Genomic DNA, 17,979 nt, shown 5'->3' with positions numbered 1-17,979 from the left:
GTCTTTCTCCAGTGATCTGTTGCGTCGATCTGCTGCGGCGTCGGCCCTTGACACCTGAAAATAGTAGTCGCAAAGTCGTACATATACGTCGTACTCAGACACCGTTAACTTACGGCGTTGCCCTACACAGGAGCGTCCTACTATGACGCGCAGCCGGCCGGAATCCGTGGACATCACGAGGGTGCAGGAGCACCTGTCGCTGATCTCGGACGGAAACGTAGTGCGGGTGGATGACGCTGGACCTGCGTTCGAGCGCCCATACACGGTGCGCGCTGTCCGCCCCACGACTTTCGTGCCCGCGCTACCGGCGCGCGACCGGGCGACCCTGGTGGCGATCACGGTGGGCTGGGCGGCATCCTTCATATGGTTCTGGTCGTGGTGGCTGCAGCCACAGCACCGAGCGGGCTGGGCAGGACTGATCGTCAACAGCGTCCTTCTGCTCTACCTCACTGGCCTGCCCTGTTACTTCTTCGCCACTGCGATGCGGCTTCGCCGGGTCAACCCGGCCCTGCCGGTGCCCTCCCTGGCGGTCGCTTTCGCTGTGACCCGCGCCCCCGCGGAGCCGTGGAACACCGTTCGGCACACGCTCGAAGCAATGCTGGCCCAGACATACCCGCATTCCTACGACGTCTGGCTGTGCGACGAGGCCCCCACCGAGGAAATTGAGGAATGGTGCCGCCGACACCAGGTCACGATCTCCTGCCGGCGCGGAGTCGCCCCGTACCACCGCGCGCAATGGCCGCGGCGTACCCGCTGCAAGGAAGGCAACTTCGCCTACTTCTATGACCATTGGGGGTACTGGCGCTACGCGGTTGTCGCACAGCTCGACTGCGACCACGTACCCGCTCCGGGGTATCTCGCTGAGATGGTCCGTCCGTTCAGCGATCCCGCCATCGGCTATGTCGCCGCGCCCAGCATCTGCGACTCCACCGACGCGGCGTCGTGGGCCGCACGAGGCCGGCAGCACCGCGAGGCCGTCTGGCACGGGGCTGTCCAGCTGGGCCACAGTGACGGACTCGCGCCCATGTGCATCGGTTCGCATTACGCGGTACGCACCCGTGCGCTGCGGCAGATCGGCGGCCTCGGGCCGGAACTCGCCGAGGACTTCTCCACCACCTACCTGCTTAACTCGGCCGGCTGGCACGGCGCGTTCGCCATCGACGCAGAAGCCCACGGGGACGGGCCGCTCAACTTCGCCGACATGGTCACGCAGGAGTACCAGTGGTCCCGGAGCCTCACCACCATGCTGCTGGACCTGCTGCCCCGCCACCTCGGACGGCTGCCCTTCGTCCTGCGGCTGCGCTTCGGCTACGCCCTGGCGTACTACCCGCTCCTCGGTCTCATGATCGTCGCCGGCCTGGCGCTCCCGCCGATCGCAGTGATCACCGGGCTGCCATGGATGAACGTCAACTACTTCGACTTCCTGATTCACTTCTGGTCGATGCCCGTGTGGCTGGTGCTGACGCTGTGCATGATGCGTCGGCGGGGACTGTTCCGGCCCCGCACCGCGCCACTGATCAGCTGGGAGACGTGGCTGTTCGCGCTCGCCCGCTGGCCGTTCGTGGTGTGCGGCCTATTCGGTGCGGTCGTCCAGAAGGCCCGCCATCGCCCCGTGACCTTCAAAGTGACTCCCAAGGTCAGCGGCGGGCCGCAGCCGCTGCTGGCCCGGCTGACCCTCCCGTTCGACGGACTCGCCGTTGCCCTCTCCTCGATCGCGCTGCTGGGCGAGCTGACCAGCCCCTCGGCAGGTTATGTCTTCCTCTGTGTCCTCGCGGCCACAACCTATGCCGCGGTCGCGGTCGCCGTGCCCGTACTCCATGTGCGGGAGGCGGCCAAGGCATCGGGCCTGCGGTACACAGCCGCTCTGCGCACGGCCCGTCTGTCCCTCACCCTCGGTCTCCTGTCGTCGGTGCCCGTTGCCGCGGCCATCGTTTTCTATCCGGCCTACGCCGCCGCCGTCCTGGGCTGGTGAGTGCCGTGACCAGGGACCGAAGCGCGCCCGTACAAGAAGGAGCCGGGCCCATGAACTCACCGTCAACTGTCCTCGTCACCGGCGGTGCCGGCTTCATCGGCAGCCATGCCTGCGTCGAACTGCTCGACCACGGCTACGAGCTGATCGTCGTCGACAACTACTCCAACAGCGCACCGCAAGTCTTCGCCCGCGTGGAAAGGATCGCCGGCCGGTTCGTCGGCGCCGTGTACGAGCTGGACATCTGTGATCGACGCGCCCTGTCGGCCGTCTTCGACCGCCACTCTGTGGACGCTGTCGTACACTTTGCCGCGCAAAAGGCCGTGGGCGAGTCGACGCGGATGCCTGTCGAGTACTACGACACCAACATCGGCGGCACCACCTCTCTGCTGCGGGCGATGCACGACCATGGAGTTCACCAACTGGTGTTCTCTTCCTCCTGTTCCATCTACGGCGATGCCGGCCGCGGCCCACTGAACGAGGCGACCCCCGCCCGCCCGACGAATCCGTACGCGGCCTCCAAATGGGCCTGTGAACAGCTCCTCACCGACGTGTGCCGATGGCGCCCGGAGTTCACGGTGCTCGCTCTGCGGTACTTCAATCCGGTCGGCGCTCACCCCAGCGGACTGATCGGAGAGGATCCCAGTGGCACACCGGAGAATCTGATGCCGTACCTGGCCCAGGTGGCCGGTGGCCAGCGCCACCGGCTCCGCGTCTTCGGCGACGACTACGCCACCCCGGACGGAACCGCCGTCCGCGACTACATCCACGTCATGGACACCGTCGAGGCCCACCGCGTGGCGCTGGACCACCTCGCCGACGGCCCCGGCATGCACACCTACAACCTCGGCGTGGGCATCGGCCGTTCGGTCCTCGAGGTCGCGGCCGCCTTCGGTACGGCGTGCGGCACCCCCATCCCGTACGACATCGTGGCCCGCCGCCCCGGTGACGTGCCGGAACTCGTCGCGGACGCGACCGCGGTGGCACGAGCCTGGGGATGGCGCCCCACCCGGACCTTGGCCGAGATGTGCCGCGACGCCTGGCTATTCCAGCAGCTCAACCCCCATGGCTACGCCGGGACCGCCCGGCGGGCACACCGTTAGGAGTGACGTCATGCGGATGACAGTGATCGGCACCGGATATGTCGGAACGGTGCACGCCGCGTCCATGGCCGACATCGGCCACGAGGTCCTCGGCATCGACATCGACGCCGATCGGATCGCCTCCCTGTCTGCCGGCAGGGCGCCCATCCGCGAGGCCGGCCTGGACGAACTTCTCGCCCGGAACGTCGCATCCGGGCGTCTACGGTTCTCCACCTCCCTCGCCGACGGCGCCTCGTTCGCCAGGACGCACTTCGTGTGTGTTGGCACTCCACAGCGCCCTCACAGCGAGGCCGCCGACATGCGTTACGTCGACGCCGTCATCGACGGCCTGGCACCACATCTGCGTCCCGGCAGCCTGGTCGTGGGCAAGTCCACCGTCCCGGTGGGCACGGCGGCCCGGCTGGGGCGAAGGCTCGCTGCGGCCAGTCGTGATACCGAGATCGCCTGGAATCCCGAGTTCCTGCGGGAGGGCTCCGCGGTGGAGGACACCATGCGACCGGAGCGGATCGTCGTGGGCGTCACCTCCGCGCACGCCGAGGCGGCCCTGCGGGCGGTGTACGCACCCATGCTGAGCACGGGCGTGCCGTTCTTCAGCACCGACCCCGCCACAGCGGAACTGGTCAAGGTCGCGGCGAACTCCTTCCTCGCGACCAAGATCTCCTTCATCAACGCGATGGCGGAGGTGTGCGACGCCGCGGGCGCCGATGTGACGGTCCTGGCAAGAGCCGTCGGCGCGGACTCCCGGATCGGCGCACGTTTCCTCGAACCGGGTCTCGGCTTCGGCGGAAGCTGCTTCCCCAAGGACATCAGGGCCTTCGCCGCCAGGGCCGAGGAGATCGGGGCGGGCGAGGCCGTGGCCTTCCTGCACGAGGTCGACCGCATCAATGTCCGGCAGAGGCGGCGCACGGTAGCACTGGCCAGGCGACTCGCAGGCGGGTCCTTCGCCGGGCGCCGGGTGGGCGTACTCGGAGCCTCCTTCAAGCCGGGCAGCGACGATGTGCGCGACTCGCCCGCCCTCGCAGTCGCGGCAGCCATACGGCAGCAAGGGGCCGGGGTGCGGGTGCACGACCCGCAGGCCCTGGACAACGCACGCGCCGCTTTTCCCGGCCTCGGCTACGCCCTGGACATCCCCAAGGCGTGCGAGGACGCGGATCTGGTTCTGCATCTCACGTCCTGGCCGGAGTACCGGGACATCGAACCCCGCCAGCTCGCCGGCGTGGTGCGCACCCCTCTGCTCCTGGACGCCCGTAACACCCTCGACGCACGACCCTGGCGCTCGGCCGGCTGGTCGCTGCACGCACTCGGCCGCCCTGTTGGAGGAACACCATGAAGGTTGTTGTGACCGGCGGCGGAGGGTTCCTGGGATCCCACCTGTGCGAAGCCCTGCTCCGCAGGGGGGACACGGTCTGGTGCCTGGACAACTTCTGCACCGGCGAAACGGAGAACGTGTCCCACCTTGGTGGCGACCACCGCTTCCGGCTCGTCCGAGGCGATGTGACCACGGCGTTCGACGTACCGGGACCGGTGCATGCTGTGGCCCACCTCGCGAGTCCGGCCTCACCGCCCGACTACCACCGGCTGCCGCTGGAGACGCTTTCGGTCGGCAGCCGGGGTACGGAGAACGCTTTGCGGCTGGCGCAGATGCACGGTGCCCGCTTCGTCCTGGCATCGACCAGCGAGGTCTACGGCGACCCCGAACTGCACCCCCAGCCCGAGGATTACTGGGGCAACGTCAATCCGGTGGGCCCCCGCAGCGTCTACGACGAGGCGAAACGGTACGCGGAGGCCATGTCCATGGCCTACCGGCGTAGCCTTGGCGTCGACGTGGGCATCGTGCGGATCTTCAACACTTACGGTCCGCGAATGCGTCCGTACGACGGCCGTGTGGTGTCCACCTTCGTGCGGCAGGCACTGGCCGGCGAGCCCTTGACTGTGTGCGGCGACGGAACCCAGACGCGCAGCTTCTGTTACGTCGATGATCTCGTACGCGGCATCACAGCGATGATCGACAGCAATCTCAGCGGCCCGGTGAACCTGGGCAACCCCAGCGAGCGCACCGTTCGCGAACTCGCGGAACTCGTCCTGGCCATCACCGGGTCGTCCTCGCGGATCGAGTACTGTCCGCTGCCTGTCGACGATCCGGCCCGCCGTCGGCCTGTGATCACCCGCGCCAGTGACCAGCTCGGCTGGGTTCCTCTCGTGCCCATCGAGGAGGGTCTGCGGCGCACGGTCGCGTGGTTCAACGACCGGCCCCGTCCCCGGATGGCTCCTGCCTCGTACTACTCGCAGTCGCGCCAGGAGCCCGTGGAGGCCTGATACCGATGCGACGGACCACCGTTACCACCGCACTTGCCGCCACGATCCTCGCCGTCGCCGGCAGCGGCTGCGTCGCCACGCCTCACTACGCGCCGAACCCGTACCGCACGTACTACGTCAGCCCGTACGGCGACGACGGCAATGACGGTTCCTCGCCCGGCAGTGCCTGGAAGTCCCTCGCCCGTGCCGAGCGCACGGCGCTGCAGCCCGGCGACAAGCTGCTGCTGGAGGGTGGGGCCCGGTTCTCCGGCACGATCACCGTGAGCAAGGGGGAGGCGGGCGCCGCGGACCGGCCCGTGGTGATCGGCTCGTATGGCGAGGGCCGGGCGGCACTCGAAGCCACGGACTCTCCCGGCATCTCCGTACACAACACGGCCGGTGTGGAGATTCGCGATCTCAAGATCTCGGGGGAGGGCGACGCCTACGTCCGCGAGGGTGGCATCAATCTCTTCAGCGACGTTCCCGACAGTCCGAGGCTGGACCATGTCGAGGTCTCGGGCGTCGAGGTCTCCGGTTTCCGGGTGGGGATCGCGGTCGGGGGCATCGACGGTGAGAGCGGTTTCCAGGACGTGTCGGTCCGCCAGGCGCGACTGCACGGCAACAAGGATGCCGGGCTGCTGACCTACGGGCCTGACTTCGCCCCGCGCCGCCCGGCCTACCCCCACCAGAACGTTACGCTTGAAGGAGTGGAAGCGCACCACAACGCCGGCGACCCCAAGGTAACCGAGAGCCACTCCGGCAACGGAATCATTCTCGGCGGCGTACGCCGAGCTACGGTCCGGGACTCCAGTGCCCACGACAACGGGACCCGTGCGGCAGCTGAGGCACCGGCCGGACCTGTGGGCATCTGGGCGTACGACGCGACCGAAGTGCTGCTTGAGCACAACACCGCTTATCGCAACCACACGGGATCCGCCGTCGACGGCGGCGGTTTCGGCTTCGACTCCAACGTCTCGTCCTCGACGATTCAGTACAACCTGGCGTTCCACAACGACGGCCCCGGCTACTACGTCTACACGAACAAGGTGAACGGCGCACAGAAGGACAACACGATCCGCTACAACATCGCGACGGACAACGGACGCAAACTGCCGGTGAACGGTGCCCTGGCCGTCCACGGCGAGGACATCCGGGATCTGAGCATTTACCAGAACACCTTGGTCATGTCGGAGTCAGCGAACGGACCCGGCCCCGCCGTGCGGCTGCGAGAGGGTCAAACGGGGGTCACCCTACGTAACAACATCCTGGTCACCGAAGGGGCCCCGGTGATCACCGCGGAGAAGGGGCTGAAGCGCGGCAACGCCGTCCTTCAGGGCAACAACTATCACGTCTCCAAGGGGCAATGGGCCCTGGCCTGGGGCGGCCGGTCCTACCCGGACCTGGGAACTTGGCGCGCGGCGACGGGACAAGAACGGGCCGGCGACCGGCCGACCGGTCTCAGTGTTGACCCGTGCTTCGCAGGTGGCCCGCAGCCGGACATCGACTCCGCCGCCGATGCGCGCCTGGCTGTCCCCGACTGTGCCACCCTGGCGCGCAAGGGCCTCGACCTGCGGAAGCTTTTCAGCATGGACCCTGGCCCCATCGACTACTTCGGCCGGGCCGCAGGAACACCACCGCCAGTGGGAGCGGCCGTTCCCTCGACGAAGGACTGAGCGGAAATGGCGCCGCGCCGAGATCGAGCAGGTTGTCGCCCGAGCCTACGAGCGAGTGGGAGGTGTATGCCAGTGACTCGGACGATGCGTGGGCTGATGACTGGTTACGTCGCCCTCGTCGCCGGGACCACCGCCCTTCACCTGACACTGCCCGAAGCCCCGACACCAGTGTGGGGGCTCATTGGCCTCGCGGGTGTCGCGGCCATACTCACCGGTGTATCCATCCACCGGCCGGCGCACCGCTGGCCGTGGTGGGTGCTCGCCGCGGCGCTACTCACCTTCGCTGCGGGAGACACGTACTACAAGGTGCTCGAAAAGTACTTCTACGCGTCCCAACCGTTCTCCGCGCCCGCGGAGGCCTGCTATCTCGCGACGTATCTGCTGATCGCTGCCGGGCTGTTGGGCTTCGTCAGGTATCGCTTGGTGGGCCGTGACCTGCCGAGCCTGCTCGACGCACTGATCTTCACCGCCGGACTCGCGCTGCCGGTCTGGGTCTTCCTCGTGCAGCCGCTCACCCATGTCGAGGGCCTGACCTGGGTACAGCGCGCGATCAGCATCGCCTCTCCGCTGGGCGACGTGCTGGTGCTCGCGCTGCTGGCGCGGCTGCTCACGCCGGGATTCTTGTCGGGTCGCAACCGTTCCGTCCAGCTGCTGGTCCTCGGCACGGCCACGTTGCTGGGCTTCGACGTCGCGTACGGGATCCTCCAACTCAATGGCTTGTGGCCGACAAGCACGTTGCTGGCCACGGGCTGGGTGGTCTTCTGCACGGCGTTGGGGCTGGCGGCGCTGCACCCGTCGATGGTGGAACTGACGGCGCCGTCCCATCAGCCGCAGTCCCTTCTTCCGCCGCCCATGAGGCTCCTGCTGCTCTCCGGAGCCATGATGATCGCGCCCGGGATCCTGTTGTATAAGGGTCTGCGCGGCAGCCCCCAGGACGCGGTCGTGATCGCCGCCTTCTCCGGCACGCTGATCCTGCTGGTCATTCTGCGCCTCACGGGCATAGTCGTGGCCCACCGCAAGGCGGGGGCCCGTGAGGCGGTCCTGCGGAGCGCGGCGGCCTCGTTGGTCTCGGCGATCACACCGCAGGAGATATCGCAGGCCTCTGGCACCGCGGTGGCTGCACTGTTCGGGACAACGGAGGCCCGGCACGCGAGCCTGCTGCTGTCGCCCGGCAAAGGCGACGACCCGCGCACAGCCTCCGACCCGGTGCCGTCCGGCCGCGCCGACTGGCGTGACGCCGGTACGGGCGAGATGACGCCGGGCCCGCCGGTCACTCTCGCTCTGCGAAACACGTACCTGATGCCGATGGCAGATCTCGGCCCGCGCATCGCCGCCCGGCTGGGCAATCTGGCGACCGCGCTGGTATGCCCGATGATCCCGCCCGACCGCCCCGCCGGAGGCGAGCTGCCGGGCATTCTGCTCGTAGCCGGCCCCCTCAAGCGACTGGGCGAGATGCGCAGTTCATTGGAGATCCTGGCCTCGCACACGGGACTCGCGCTGGAACGCGTCGCGCTCCGTCAGGAGAGCGAGGCGTACTTCGGCACCCTGGTGCGCAACGCCGCAGACGTCATCCTCATCATCGGCGAGGACAACACCGTCCGTTACGCGAGCCCTTCGGCCCGGGCCGTTTTCGGCGACGTACACCTGGTCGGTACGGCGTTGCCCGATCTGGTGGACGCACGGGACCGTCAGCGGGCGACCAGCGGCCTGACGAACATGTGGAACGGCGATCACCGCGAGTCTCAGGACCACTGGTACGTCCCGCACGAAAGCGGTCGCATTGAAGTGCAGGTCCAGTGCCGCGACCTGCGGCACGACCGGACCATACGGGGACTGGTCGTCACTCTGCGGGACGTGACCGAGCAGCGCCAGCTGGAGCACGAGCTCACCCAGCGGGCCTTTCACGATTCGCTGACCGGCCTGCCCAACCGAACGCTGCTGCTGGAGCGCATCGAGCGCGCGCTGCTGCGCGGCCGCCGCGAGTCGTCCCTGACCTGCGTCCTGTTCATCGATCTCGACGACTTCAAGGTCGTGAACGACACGATGGGCCATAGCGTCGGGGACCAGCTGCTCGCGGCGGTGGGCGGCCGTCTGTCAGAGACGCTGCGCCGCACCGACACCTCCGCACGGCTCGGTGGCGACGAGTTCGCGGTGCTGATGGAGGACGCGAAGGAGCCCCTCGACGCCGAACTCCTGGCCGCGCAGATCGTGCAAACGCTGAACCGGCCATTCCGCCTGACCGGCGGTTCCGTGAGCATCTCGGCGAGTGTGGGCGTGGCCACGGCGGGGGACAGCGCCGACAGCGATGAACTGCTCAGCCACGCCGACCTGGCTCTGTACGCCGCGAAGGCCGCCGGAAAACGCCAGTGGCGCCGCTTCCAGCCGACGCTGGGAGTCCGCATGCTGGAGCGGCACGACCTCCAGGCGAATCTGGGCACGGCGATCGCCAATCACGAATTCGCGCTGCGCTACCAGCCCGTCGTGGACCTCACCGCGGGTGAGGTGGTCGGGTTCGAGGCGCTGGCCCGCTGGCCGCACGAGCAGCGCGGCCTGGTCCCGCCGCAACAGTTCATCGAGCTGGCCGAGGAAACCGGACACATCGCGCCGCTGGGGGCCTGGGTGCTGGACAGCGCAACCACCGACATCGCCGGGCTCCAGCGGGCCGCTCCGCGCTCTTCGCCGTACGTCAGTGTCAACGTGTCGGGCCGCCAGTTCCGGGAGGCGGAGTTCCTGGACGACGTGTGCAAGGTACTGGCGACCCCGGGGCTCGCGCCGGGATCGCTGCAACTGGAACTCACCGAGTCGGTGCTCATGCGCAGGGACGGCCAAATCGAGGCAGTCATGGGCACCCTGAAGGAACTGGGGGTCCGCATCGCCGTGGACGACTTCGGTACGGGCTTCTCGTCGCTGCGATATCTGCGGGACTTCCCGATCGACGTACTCAAGATCGACAAGTCTTTCATCGACGACATCACGACGGACTCCCAACAGGTGGCGCTCGTCGAAGGGATCGTCCACATCGCCGACACCCTGGGCCTTCAGGTCATCGCGGAAGGCATCGAGGACGCGGGGCAGCGCGATCTACTGGCCTGCATGGGCTGCCGTTTCGGGCAGGGATTTCTCTTCGCCCGGCCGATGACGCTGGAACAGGGGGAATACCTCCTGCGCCACCCCGATGGGCACTTCCGGCCGGAGGCCGACAAACGGCCCCGATGAGCGACGCGGTTCTCGACGAAGTGCGCGGCCGGCACATCCGCAGTGGCGACCACTGGCTGATCGACTTCGTCTCCTGTGCAACTTCCCCGGCTTTGACTGCGATCCCGAGATTATCGACGCCATCGATCCGGCCGTACGGCGCTGGGGAACGCATCCCAGCCGGTCACGGCTGCACGGCAGCCCTCGGCTCGTGGCGGCCAAGGCCACGTCTTCGTCGAGGGGGCGGCGCACCCGGCGGTGTACGACATGTGTGTGTCCGCCCGGGGCCAGGACGCGACGTCGCAGCGGTTCCGCGCCAATGGCGGAGCAGCTCGAAGCTCTGCTGCGCGACGGAAAGGCCGGTTCGCCCTGGCCCGTCTGCCGACGCTGTGAACAGGACCGGAAGCATCCCGAATCGGCCCGAACTGGCCACAATCTGCCGGGACCTCGACGCGACGCTCTACATCCACGACACCCACGCTTTCGGTGTCGTCGACAAACGGCGGGCCGACGAGCTGAACCCGTACGAATCGTGCCGCAACAGCGTCGTCCGGCGTCGCAGTGGCCCGCCTGCCCGGCGAACCCGGCCGTCGTCACGAAGGTCTTCGAGCCCCTGACCCGGCGCCCTCGCGGTGACCCGGATCGACGCCGATCCGACGCTGCCCGACTGCGGCGACTCGGGGAGGGTGCTGCTGACGGCGGTCAGGTGACGGTGGTCAGGCGCGTGGATATGGGGTGACGCCGGCCCGCTGGAGGGCGAACGCCGTATCGACCAGAGCGATGTGGCTGAAGGCCTGCGGAGCGTTTCCCAGCTGACGGTGCCCGAGCGGGTCCCACTGCTCCGAGAGCAGCCCCACGTCGTTGCGGATGCCCAGGACCCGTTCGAAGGTGTCCTGTGCCTGGGCAAGGTGCCCGGTCGCGGCCAGCGCGTCGGCGTACCACAGCGAACATGCCACGAAGGTGCCCTCGGAGCCGACCATGCCGTCCACCGCGTGCACGCTGTGTTCGTCGCCACCGCCCTGCGCGTATCGCCGTATGAAGCCTTCGTGCTCCAGCGCCCGCATCGCCCGGACAGTGCCGTGCACGCGTGCGTCGCCGGGGGGCAGGAAGCCGAGCTTGGGCATGAGCAGGGCGGACGCGTCGAGGGCGGGGGAACCGTAGGACTGGACGAACGACTGCTGCTGCGCGTCCCACCCCTCGCGGCAGACCTCCCGGTGCACCGCGTCGCGCATGGCGCGCCACTGCGCCGAGGCCCCGTTCCGGCCGAGGAGGTGTCCCATGCGCAGGGCGCGATCGGCGGCGACCCACGACATGACCTTGGAATGGACGAACTGCCGTCTTGGTCCGCGGACTTCCCACAGACCCTCGTCCGGTTCCTGCCAGTGCCGGCACACGTAGCTCATCAGGGCATTGACCAGGCTCCACATGTGGCGCTGCATGGGAATGCCGGCGCGCATCGACTGATAGAGCGTGTCCAGTACTTCGCCGTACACGTCCAGCTGGAACTGATCCACCGCGGCGTTTCCGAAGCGGACCGGCTGCGCCCCTTCGTATCCGGGCAGCCAGGGGGCTGACCGCTCGGGGAGGTGCCGATGCCCCTCTACGCCGTACACGGCCTGCAGATCCGCGGGTTCGCCTGCGATGGCGCGCAGCAGCCAGTCGAGCCAGGCGGTCGCTTCGTCCCGGTAACCGCTGCGCAGGAGGGAGGAGAGGGTGAGGGTCGAATCGCGCAGCCAGCAGTACCGGTAGTCCCAGTTGCGTTCGCCGCCCACGCACTCGGGGAGCGACGTGGTGGGGGCCGCGACGATGCCGCCGGTGGGGGCGTAGGTGAGGGCTTTCAGCGTGATGAGTGAGCGCACGACGGCCTCGCGCCACGGGCCTTGGTAGCGGCACTGGGCCGTCCAGTTGCGCCAGAAGTCGGTGGTCGCCTTGAGCGCCGTCTCGGGCGGCACGCACAGGGGTGCGGGCAGTCCGGAGAGGTGCGAGGGCGTCCAGGCCAGCATCAGGGTCAGTCGCCGCCCTGCCTGGACAGTGAATTCGACGACGGTCGAGTCCGCCCCGCCCAGCGCCCGCACGGGGCCGTCGGCGCTCTGCCACACCGAGTCCGGTCCGGCGACCGCGACCGTGCAGTTGTCGGTGACACGCACCCAGGGCACGACCCGGCCCTGGTGGAACCGCAGCTTGAGTTCGCTGCGCAGGGAGACGGATCCGGACATCCCTTCCACGGTGCGTACGATGCAGGGCTGCTGACCGCGCGGCGGCATGAAATCCGTGACGCGTGCGGTGCCGGATCCGGTTTCCCAGTACGTGTCGAGCACTAGGGTGTCTTGGCGGTACTCCCGGTGTGAGCAGGCCCCGGCACCGACGGGCGCCACGCGCCAAAATCCGTTGTCCCCCGTGCCGAGCAGTGCGGCGAAACAAGCGGGGGAATCGAAGCGCGGGAAACAGAGCCAGTCGACTGACCCGTCTCTGCCGATCATCGCGGCAGTCTCAAGGTCACTGAGAAGGGCGTAATCCTCGATTGGATTGCTCATGATCGAAGTACGCCGTCGTACGCTGAACCGCTGCTTGAATTGTACGCCGGAAACGCCTCTTGGCGGCGCCTGCGATCGGCGCCATGCCGGAGTTCACCGATGTGGCTCCGGTGGACTCGTCGCGGTCCAGTTCCGGCTGCCCGAACACGAACCAAGGGCCGGCACCCGCGACCGTTCCGGCTCGCAGTCTTGCCATGGAGGGGGCAGGAGGCCCTGCCTCCGAGCGACGTGAGTCTCGGGTTGCTGAAGCCTCAGCAACGGAGTTCGTCGGCGAGGGCAAACATGCCGAGTGCGACAAGGTCACCGTCAGGTGGGAACCGCGCACGTCGTCGCCGGCCTGTTCGGCTGACCTAACCGGGATCGGGTTCGTCGTGGATGGTCAGTGCTCCGGCGAGGTCGAGGTCGGCGACGGAGCCATGTGCTCCGGCGCGGACGAGCAGCACTGCACCGAGCGCGGTGCTCCAGAACGTCCTGGCTTCCACGTTGAGCGGTCGACGGGCCCTCCAGCCGCGATTGTCGATGAGTTGGCTCACGAAGCGCTCGGATTGCCGGAACAGCAACTGGAGGTGCTGGTCGACCACGGGGGCGAGTTCGGGCTTCGAGATGCCGGCGGCGAGTGCTCGCGTGACTGACGGGAGCGAGGGCATGGCCAGGACGGCGCGGGCGATGTTGCGCCGAAACGTCGCCGCATCGGGGGCTTGGCGACCGATGCGCTCAATGCGTCGGGCGTCGTGCAGCAATCCGAGAAAGGCGGCATGCACGAGGAGTGAGTCCTTGGAGCCGAAGTAGTAGGTGACCTGGTTGGGGAAGACGCCTGCCGCATTCGCGATCTCCGCGACGCTCAGATCAGCGCCGGGCCGTTCCATGCAGAGCCGTGCAGTTGTCTCAATCAGCCGGTGCCTCGTCGCGCGACCGCGGTCACGCGACCGAGCGGACGTTGATCGAGCTTCGGTTCGCTTCTTTTCCACACGAGAATTGTATGTGATACAACAAGAGTGTTCACTTGTATCGCATACAAGAAGGTTGAGGGGCATGCACCGGACTGAAGTCGTCGTGACCGGACTCGGCGCGATCACACCACTCGGAGCTGACGTGGCGTCCACCTGGGATGCACTGCTTGCCGGCGAGTCCGGCATCCGCGGCGGCGTCCTGGCTGGCCACGAAGATGCCGCCTTTCCCGACACCGTCGCGGGAACGATGGCGATCGACCCCGCCGAGTTGCTGCCGCCGGTGCAGGCCAGGCGGCTCGACCGCTCGCAGCAGGCGGCCTTGGCCGCAGCGGCCGAAGCCTGGGGCGATGCCGGTGCCCCACGGGTGGACCCGGACCGACTCGCCTCGGCGATCGGCACGGGCATCGGGGGCGTACAGACGCTGTTGAAGCAAGACGACGTACTGGAGACGGCCGGGACGCGGCGCGTCTCGCCCCGTACAGTCCCGATGCTCATGCCCAATGCGGCGGCGGCACTGATCAGTATCGAATACGGTGCACGGGCCGGTGCCTACACGCCCGTCTCGGCGTGCTCTTCCGGAGCCGAAGCGATCGCCCTGGGGGCCAGGCTCATCCGTTCCGGCGAGGCGGACGTAGTGATCGCGGGCGGGACCGAGGCAGCGATCACACCGATCACCGTTGCCGGTTTCGCCCAGGCACAAGCACTGTCGCGGCATACCGCCGAACCCGCCGCAGCGTCCCGGCCCTTCGCCGCGGACCGCAGCGGATTCGTCCTCAGTGAAGGCGCGGCTGTCGTGGTGCTAGAAAGCGCCGAGCATGCCAGCGCCCGGGGCGCGCGCGTCCACGCGGTGCTCGCTGGCGCCGGCATCGCCGCCGACGCTCACCACATCACGGCCCCCGCTGCCGACGGCTCCGGTCAGATCTCGGCTATGCGCAAGGCCCTCGCGCAAGCCGGTTTGGCTCCCGGGCAAATCAGCCACATCAACGCCCATGCCACCGGGACTCCGGTCGGCGACGTGGCCGAGGCCCACGCGATCGGGGACGTCTTCGGTCACGCCACCGTGACAGCCCCCAAGGCAGCGCTCGGTCATCTCTTTGGCGCGGCTGGTGCGATCGAAGCACTCATCGCCGTCCTCAGTGTGGAGCACGGTGTCATCCCGCCGACCCGCAACCTCACCGCGGCCGGCGTCGGTCCCGACATCGATCTCGATGTCGTCACAGAGCGACGAGACGTCCCCCAGGAGGCCGTGCTCAGCAATTCCTTCGGCTTCGGCGGACAGAACGTCTCGCTCATCGTCACCGGCGCACGACACCATGCGTCCCGTACGGCATCGACGACACCATGACCCACGCGGTCGCACCGTTGTCCGTGCAGGGCCGCCGCCGAATGATCTTGCGTTGCAAGACTCGTCCGATTGCGCACGTTGCCGCAGAGATGGGGAATCCCCAAGCTCGGCCGCGGCGACACCACCCCCGTCACCCGTCGGCGCTTCCTGGAGCGCCGTCTGGATGGTCTGTGTGATGATCCGCGCCCTGGTTCCGTGGAAGATCACCGGGCGAAGACCTTCAAGCTGTTCAAGGAGCCGCTGCTCGTGGACGAGGTCCGTGACGTCGTCGGGCTCTATCTCGATCCGCCTGAACGGGCGTTGGTGCTGTGTGTGGACGAGAAGCCGCAGATCCAGGCGCTGGACCGATCTCAGCCGGTGCTGCCGCTGATGCCGGGCGTGCCCCGAGCGCCGCAGTCATGACTACGTCCGCTCGGGCACCACCAAACTTCCGCGGCCCTGGACATCATCACGGGGAAAGTGATCGGCTGGCTTCATCGCAGGCGTCGTGCGGTGCGGTTCAAGAAGCTCCCGAACAAGCTCGACCGCGAAGTGCCGGCCGACCTCGGCGTACTCAGACACAGGACACTAGCCGTTTTGCCCTGTGAGGTGGGGCTCTACGGTGACGACACCGTCAATGCCTTGGCAGAGGCCCACGATCACCGGGACGAGTCGCGGTTCCGGGACGTGACCCCGCAGGGCCACGGCACCGTCCAGGACCTCAACTGCGACAGTGCCTTCGTCCAGGCCAAGCATGCGCCCCAGGACGTCTTGCTCGACCTCGCGGCGGATCTCGTCGTCGGAGCGGATGAATGCGTCGAGCAGGTCGCTGCGGCTGACGATGCCGGTGAGGAGCCCGTCATCGTCGACCACAGGCAGCTGCTTGACGTGCCGCCTGCGGAGTTCTCGTGCGGCCTGGGGGATCGTCCAGCCGGTATGGGCGGTGAAGGCGGGGCTGCTCATGAGCGCGTCCGCGGTCCGGGCCCGGACCTTTCCCCACGCGCGCTCGTCGTTCCCGTCCGTCCCCTGCGGGGCGGGCATGCCGGTCTCGTGCCGCAACACGTCGGACGCGGACACGACGCCGACAAGCGCGCCGTCGGCGTCAACGACCGGGGCCGATGCGATGTCGTTCGCGTCCAGCAGGGCGGCGACCTCCTGAAATGGTGTGTCGGGGCGGAGGGTGACGACTTCCTCGGTCATCACCTCACCCACGGTGCGGCGATGCAGCATGGCACTGGCCTCCTCCGCTCTGTGACGGGCGGCCGCGGTCGAGCCGCCCGGGCCGACGCCCGCGGCGCCGGCCTCGGCCCTGCCGGCTCGTCCGTGCAGTCTCCCCTACCCATGACAGCACCTCGCCGCTCCGGCGACCAGTGACGACCGGCTGGGACTCGGGCAGCGGCCCACAGCCAGGAGTGCCGCCGAGTGCGTGGTGGAGGGAACCCAAGGCCGGACCCGCAACAGCAGCCGCCGGACATCCACGGCCGACGCCCTGGCTCGCATTCCGTAACGCGCCCCTATGGTTTTCGTCAATCGCGGAGCATGGAGAAGAGGACGTAGACGCGGCGGGCCAGACAGATGAGGTCGCGACGTGGTGATGGTGTGGTTGCGTGAGGGCTCCAGCGTGGTGCAGCAGCAGACCGTCCGGGACTTCGCGAAGTCGCGTGCCAAGGCGCTCAAGGACATCAGGGCGAAGCTGCCGATGCGGCAGCGGGCGGGGATGCCCCGGAGCAAGCGGAAGCGGGAATCCGCACTGTCGCTGAACTACACACAGCGCGGATTTCGGATCAGGGACGGTCGTCTGCATCTGGCCGGTGGCATCGTCGTGACGGTGGTGTGGTCGCGTGAGCTGCCCAAGCCCCCGTCCAGCGTGCGCGTCTACCGCGACAGCCTCGGCCACTGGTACGCCAGCTTCGTCATCCCCACGGTGACCGAAACACTGCCCGAGACGGGCGCGGTGATCGGCATCGACTGGGGCGTGAAGGAGATCGCGACCACCACCTGCGACGCCCACGACCTTCCGCACGCCGAGTACGGAGAGACCGCTGCCGCCAAGCTCGCCCACTGCCAGCGGATGATGGCCCGCCGCCGCACGCCGAAGAGCCGGCCCGAGACGGCTGGATACACCAAGGCCCGTCGGGCGGCGGCGAAGATGTACAAGAAGATCGCCCGGCAGCGGCAGGACACCGGCCGTAAGTGGGCCAAAGGCGTAGTGCGGGACTTCGACCGCCTCGCGGTCGAGGACTTCAAGGCGAAGTTCCTCGCCCAGTCCACCATGGCAAAGAAGGCTGCGGACGCTGCGATCGGCGCCACGAAGGCGTCCCTGATGGAGATGGCCCGCAAACACGGCCGTGAACTGCACCTGGTCAACCCCGCGCACACCACCATGGACTGCGCGTCCTGCGGAGCGAGAGCCAGGCACCGCCTGCCTCTTTCCGAGAGAACGCATACGTGCACCGCGTGCGGAGTCGTGTCCCCCAGGGACAAGAACTCCGCCCGCGTGATGCTCGTCCGGGCTGGTCTCAACCCGGCTAGTGCTGATCTTGTAAGCCCTGTCACCTGCTAGGAGTCAGGCAAAGTGAGCTAGGAATCCCCGTCCTTCAGGGCGGGGAGGACGTCAATTCGCCACGCCCACCGGGAGCGGGTTTGTGAGAGCACCTGGTTGGCGGCACTTTGGCAAGCACGGATCGGATGGTCTCGTGAACAGTGACTGATATTCCCTCATCCGGTGCAGCAGTGCCCTAGTAAGCGGGGGATAAGTCGGATGATAGATAGTGCGCATTCCCATACTTGCATTGCGCCGGGTGCCGTTTGAGTGCCTGATCATTCCCGTCGTCACTATTACTTATTGCTGGCGCCTGGATATTTCTGCGTAATATGCGGCGACACAGAAATGGCTGCCCGGGCGATCGGTTGGGCCCGGTGCACGACCCCCGGCC

The 17,979-nt window shown here is 67.9% G+C and carries 11 protein-coding genes and 2 pseudogenes; 10 read left to right on the top strand and 3 right to left on the bottom strand.

The window, feature by feature from the left end:
• The first annotated feature begins 142 nt into the window (after positions 1 to 142).
• The 6 genes from ACWGH0_RS30885 (at position 143) to ACWGH0_RS30860 (ending at position 10,256) form a co-directional block, all read left to right on the top strand.
• Entirely contained in the window at positions 143 to 1,972 is a 1,830-nt protein-coding gene (locus ACWGH0_RS30885; protein WP_453407570.1) for a glycosyltransferase family 2 protein, read from the top strand.
• Positions 1,973 to 2,022: 50 nt separating this feature from the next.
• The gene (gene galE / locus ACWGH0_RS30880; RefSeq protein WP_453407569.1) at positions 2,023 to 3,072 is read left to right on the top strand and encodes a UDP-glucose 4-epimerase GalE; all 1,050 of its coding nucleotides are present in this window, start codon (positions 2,023 to 2,025) and stop codon (positions 3,070 to 3,072) included.
• A gap of 10 nt (positions 3,073 to 3,082) precedes the next feature.
• A complete protein-coding gene (locus ACWGH0_RS30875) occupies positions 3,083 to 4,402 on the top strand; it encodes a UDP-glucose dehydrogenase family protein (protein ID WP_453407568.1) in 1,320 nt (439 codons plus the stop codon).
• On the top strand, positions 4,399 to 5,388 hold the full coding sequence (locus ACWGH0_RS30870; RefSeq protein WP_453407567.1) for a UDP-glucuronic acid decarboxylase family protein: 990 nt from the start codon (positions 4,399 to 4,401) through the stop codon (positions 5,386 to 5,388). The genes ACWGH0_RS30875 and ACWGH0_RS30870 overlap by 4 nt, the downstream gene beginning before the upstream one ends.
• Positions 5,389 to 5,393: 5 nt before the next feature.
• Positions 5,394 to 7,040 carry a right-handed parallel beta-helix repeat-containing protein gene (locus ACWGH0_RS30865; RefSeq protein WP_453407566.1) on the top strand — a complete coding sequence of 549 codons (1,647 nt, stop codon included), beginning with the start codon at positions 5,394 to 5,396 and terminating at the stop codon, positions 7,038 to 7,040.
• Positions 7,041 to 7,295: 255 nt separating this feature from the next.
• Positions 7,296 to 10,256 carry a putative bifunctional diguanylate cyclase/phosphodiesterase gene (locus tag ACWGH0_RS30860; RefSeq protein ID WP_453407565.1) on the top strand — a complete coding sequence of 987 codons (2,961 nt, stop codon included), beginning with the start codon at positions 7,296 to 7,298 and terminating at the stop codon, positions 10,254 to 10,256.
• Between the two features lie 695 nt (positions 10,257 to 10,951).
• Here the strand turns inward: ACWGH0_RS30860 and ACWGH0_RS30855 are convergent.
• Positions 10,952 to 12,769, bottom strand: a complete 1,818-nt coding sequence (locus ACWGH0_RS30855) for a glycoside hydrolase family 15 protein (RefSeq protein ID WP_453407564.1) — start codon at positions 12,767 to 12,769, stop codon at positions 10,952 to 10,954.
• Positions 12,770 to 13,119: 350 nt separating this feature from the next.
• A complete protein-coding gene (locus ACWGH0_RS30850) occupies positions 13,120 to 13,737 on the bottom strand; it encodes a TetR/AcrR family transcriptional regulator C-terminal domain-containing protein (RefSeq protein ID WP_453407563.1) in 618 nt (205 codons plus the stop codon).
• A 64-nt stretch (positions 13,738 to 13,801) separates the two neighbouring features.
• Here ACWGH0_RS30850 and ACWGH0_RS30845 point away from each other — a divergent pair, with 64 nt between their 5' ends.
• The 3 genes and pseudogenes from ACWGH0_RS30845 to ACWGH0_RS30835 form a co-directional block, all read left to right on the top strand.
• Complete coding sequence (locus ACWGH0_RS30845; protein WP_453407562.1) at positions 13,802 to 15,064, top strand: beta-ketoacyl-[acyl-carrier-protein] synthase family protein; 1,263 nt, start codon at positions 13,802 to 13,804, stop codon at positions 15,062 to 15,064.
• Positions 15,061 to 15,159: pseudogene (locus ACWGH0_RS30840) on the top strand (IS481 family transposase); the annotation flags it as partial. The gene ACWGH0_RS30845 and the pseudogene ACWGH0_RS30840, both read left to right, overlap by 4 nt.
• Positions 15,160 to 15,286: 127 nt before the next feature.
• A pseudogene (locus ACWGH0_RS30835) lies at positions 15,287 to 15,616 on the top strand (IS630 family transposase); the annotation flags it as partial.
• Positions 15,617 to 15,631: 15 nt separating this feature from the next.
• Here the strand turns inward: ACWGH0_RS30835 and ACWGH0_RS30830 are convergent.
• Positions 15,632 to 16,273 (bottom strand): CBS domain-containing protein, encoded by a 642-nt coding sequence (locus ACWGH0_RS30830; protein ID WP_453407577.1) that lies wholly within the window; start codon positions 16,271 to 16,273, stop codon positions 15,632 to 15,634.
• Positions 16,274 to 16,637: 364 nt separating this feature from the next.
• On the opposite strand from ACWGH0_RS30830, the gene ACWGH0_RS30825 reads away from it, so the two are divergent.
• Positions 16,638 to 17,606 (top strand): RNA-guided endonuclease InsQ/TnpB family protein, encoded by a 969-nt coding sequence (locus tag ACWGH0_RS30825; RefSeq protein WP_453407561.1) that lies wholly within the window; start codon positions 16,638 to 16,640, stop codon positions 17,604 to 17,606.
• Positions 17,607 to 17,979: the final 373 nt, after the last annotated feature.

Source organism: Streptomyces sp. NPDC054887, from assembly GCF_053610585.1.
The sequence above is the reverse complement of the archived record's forward strand: the minus strand, read 5'-3'. Positions and strand labels throughout refer to the sequence as shown.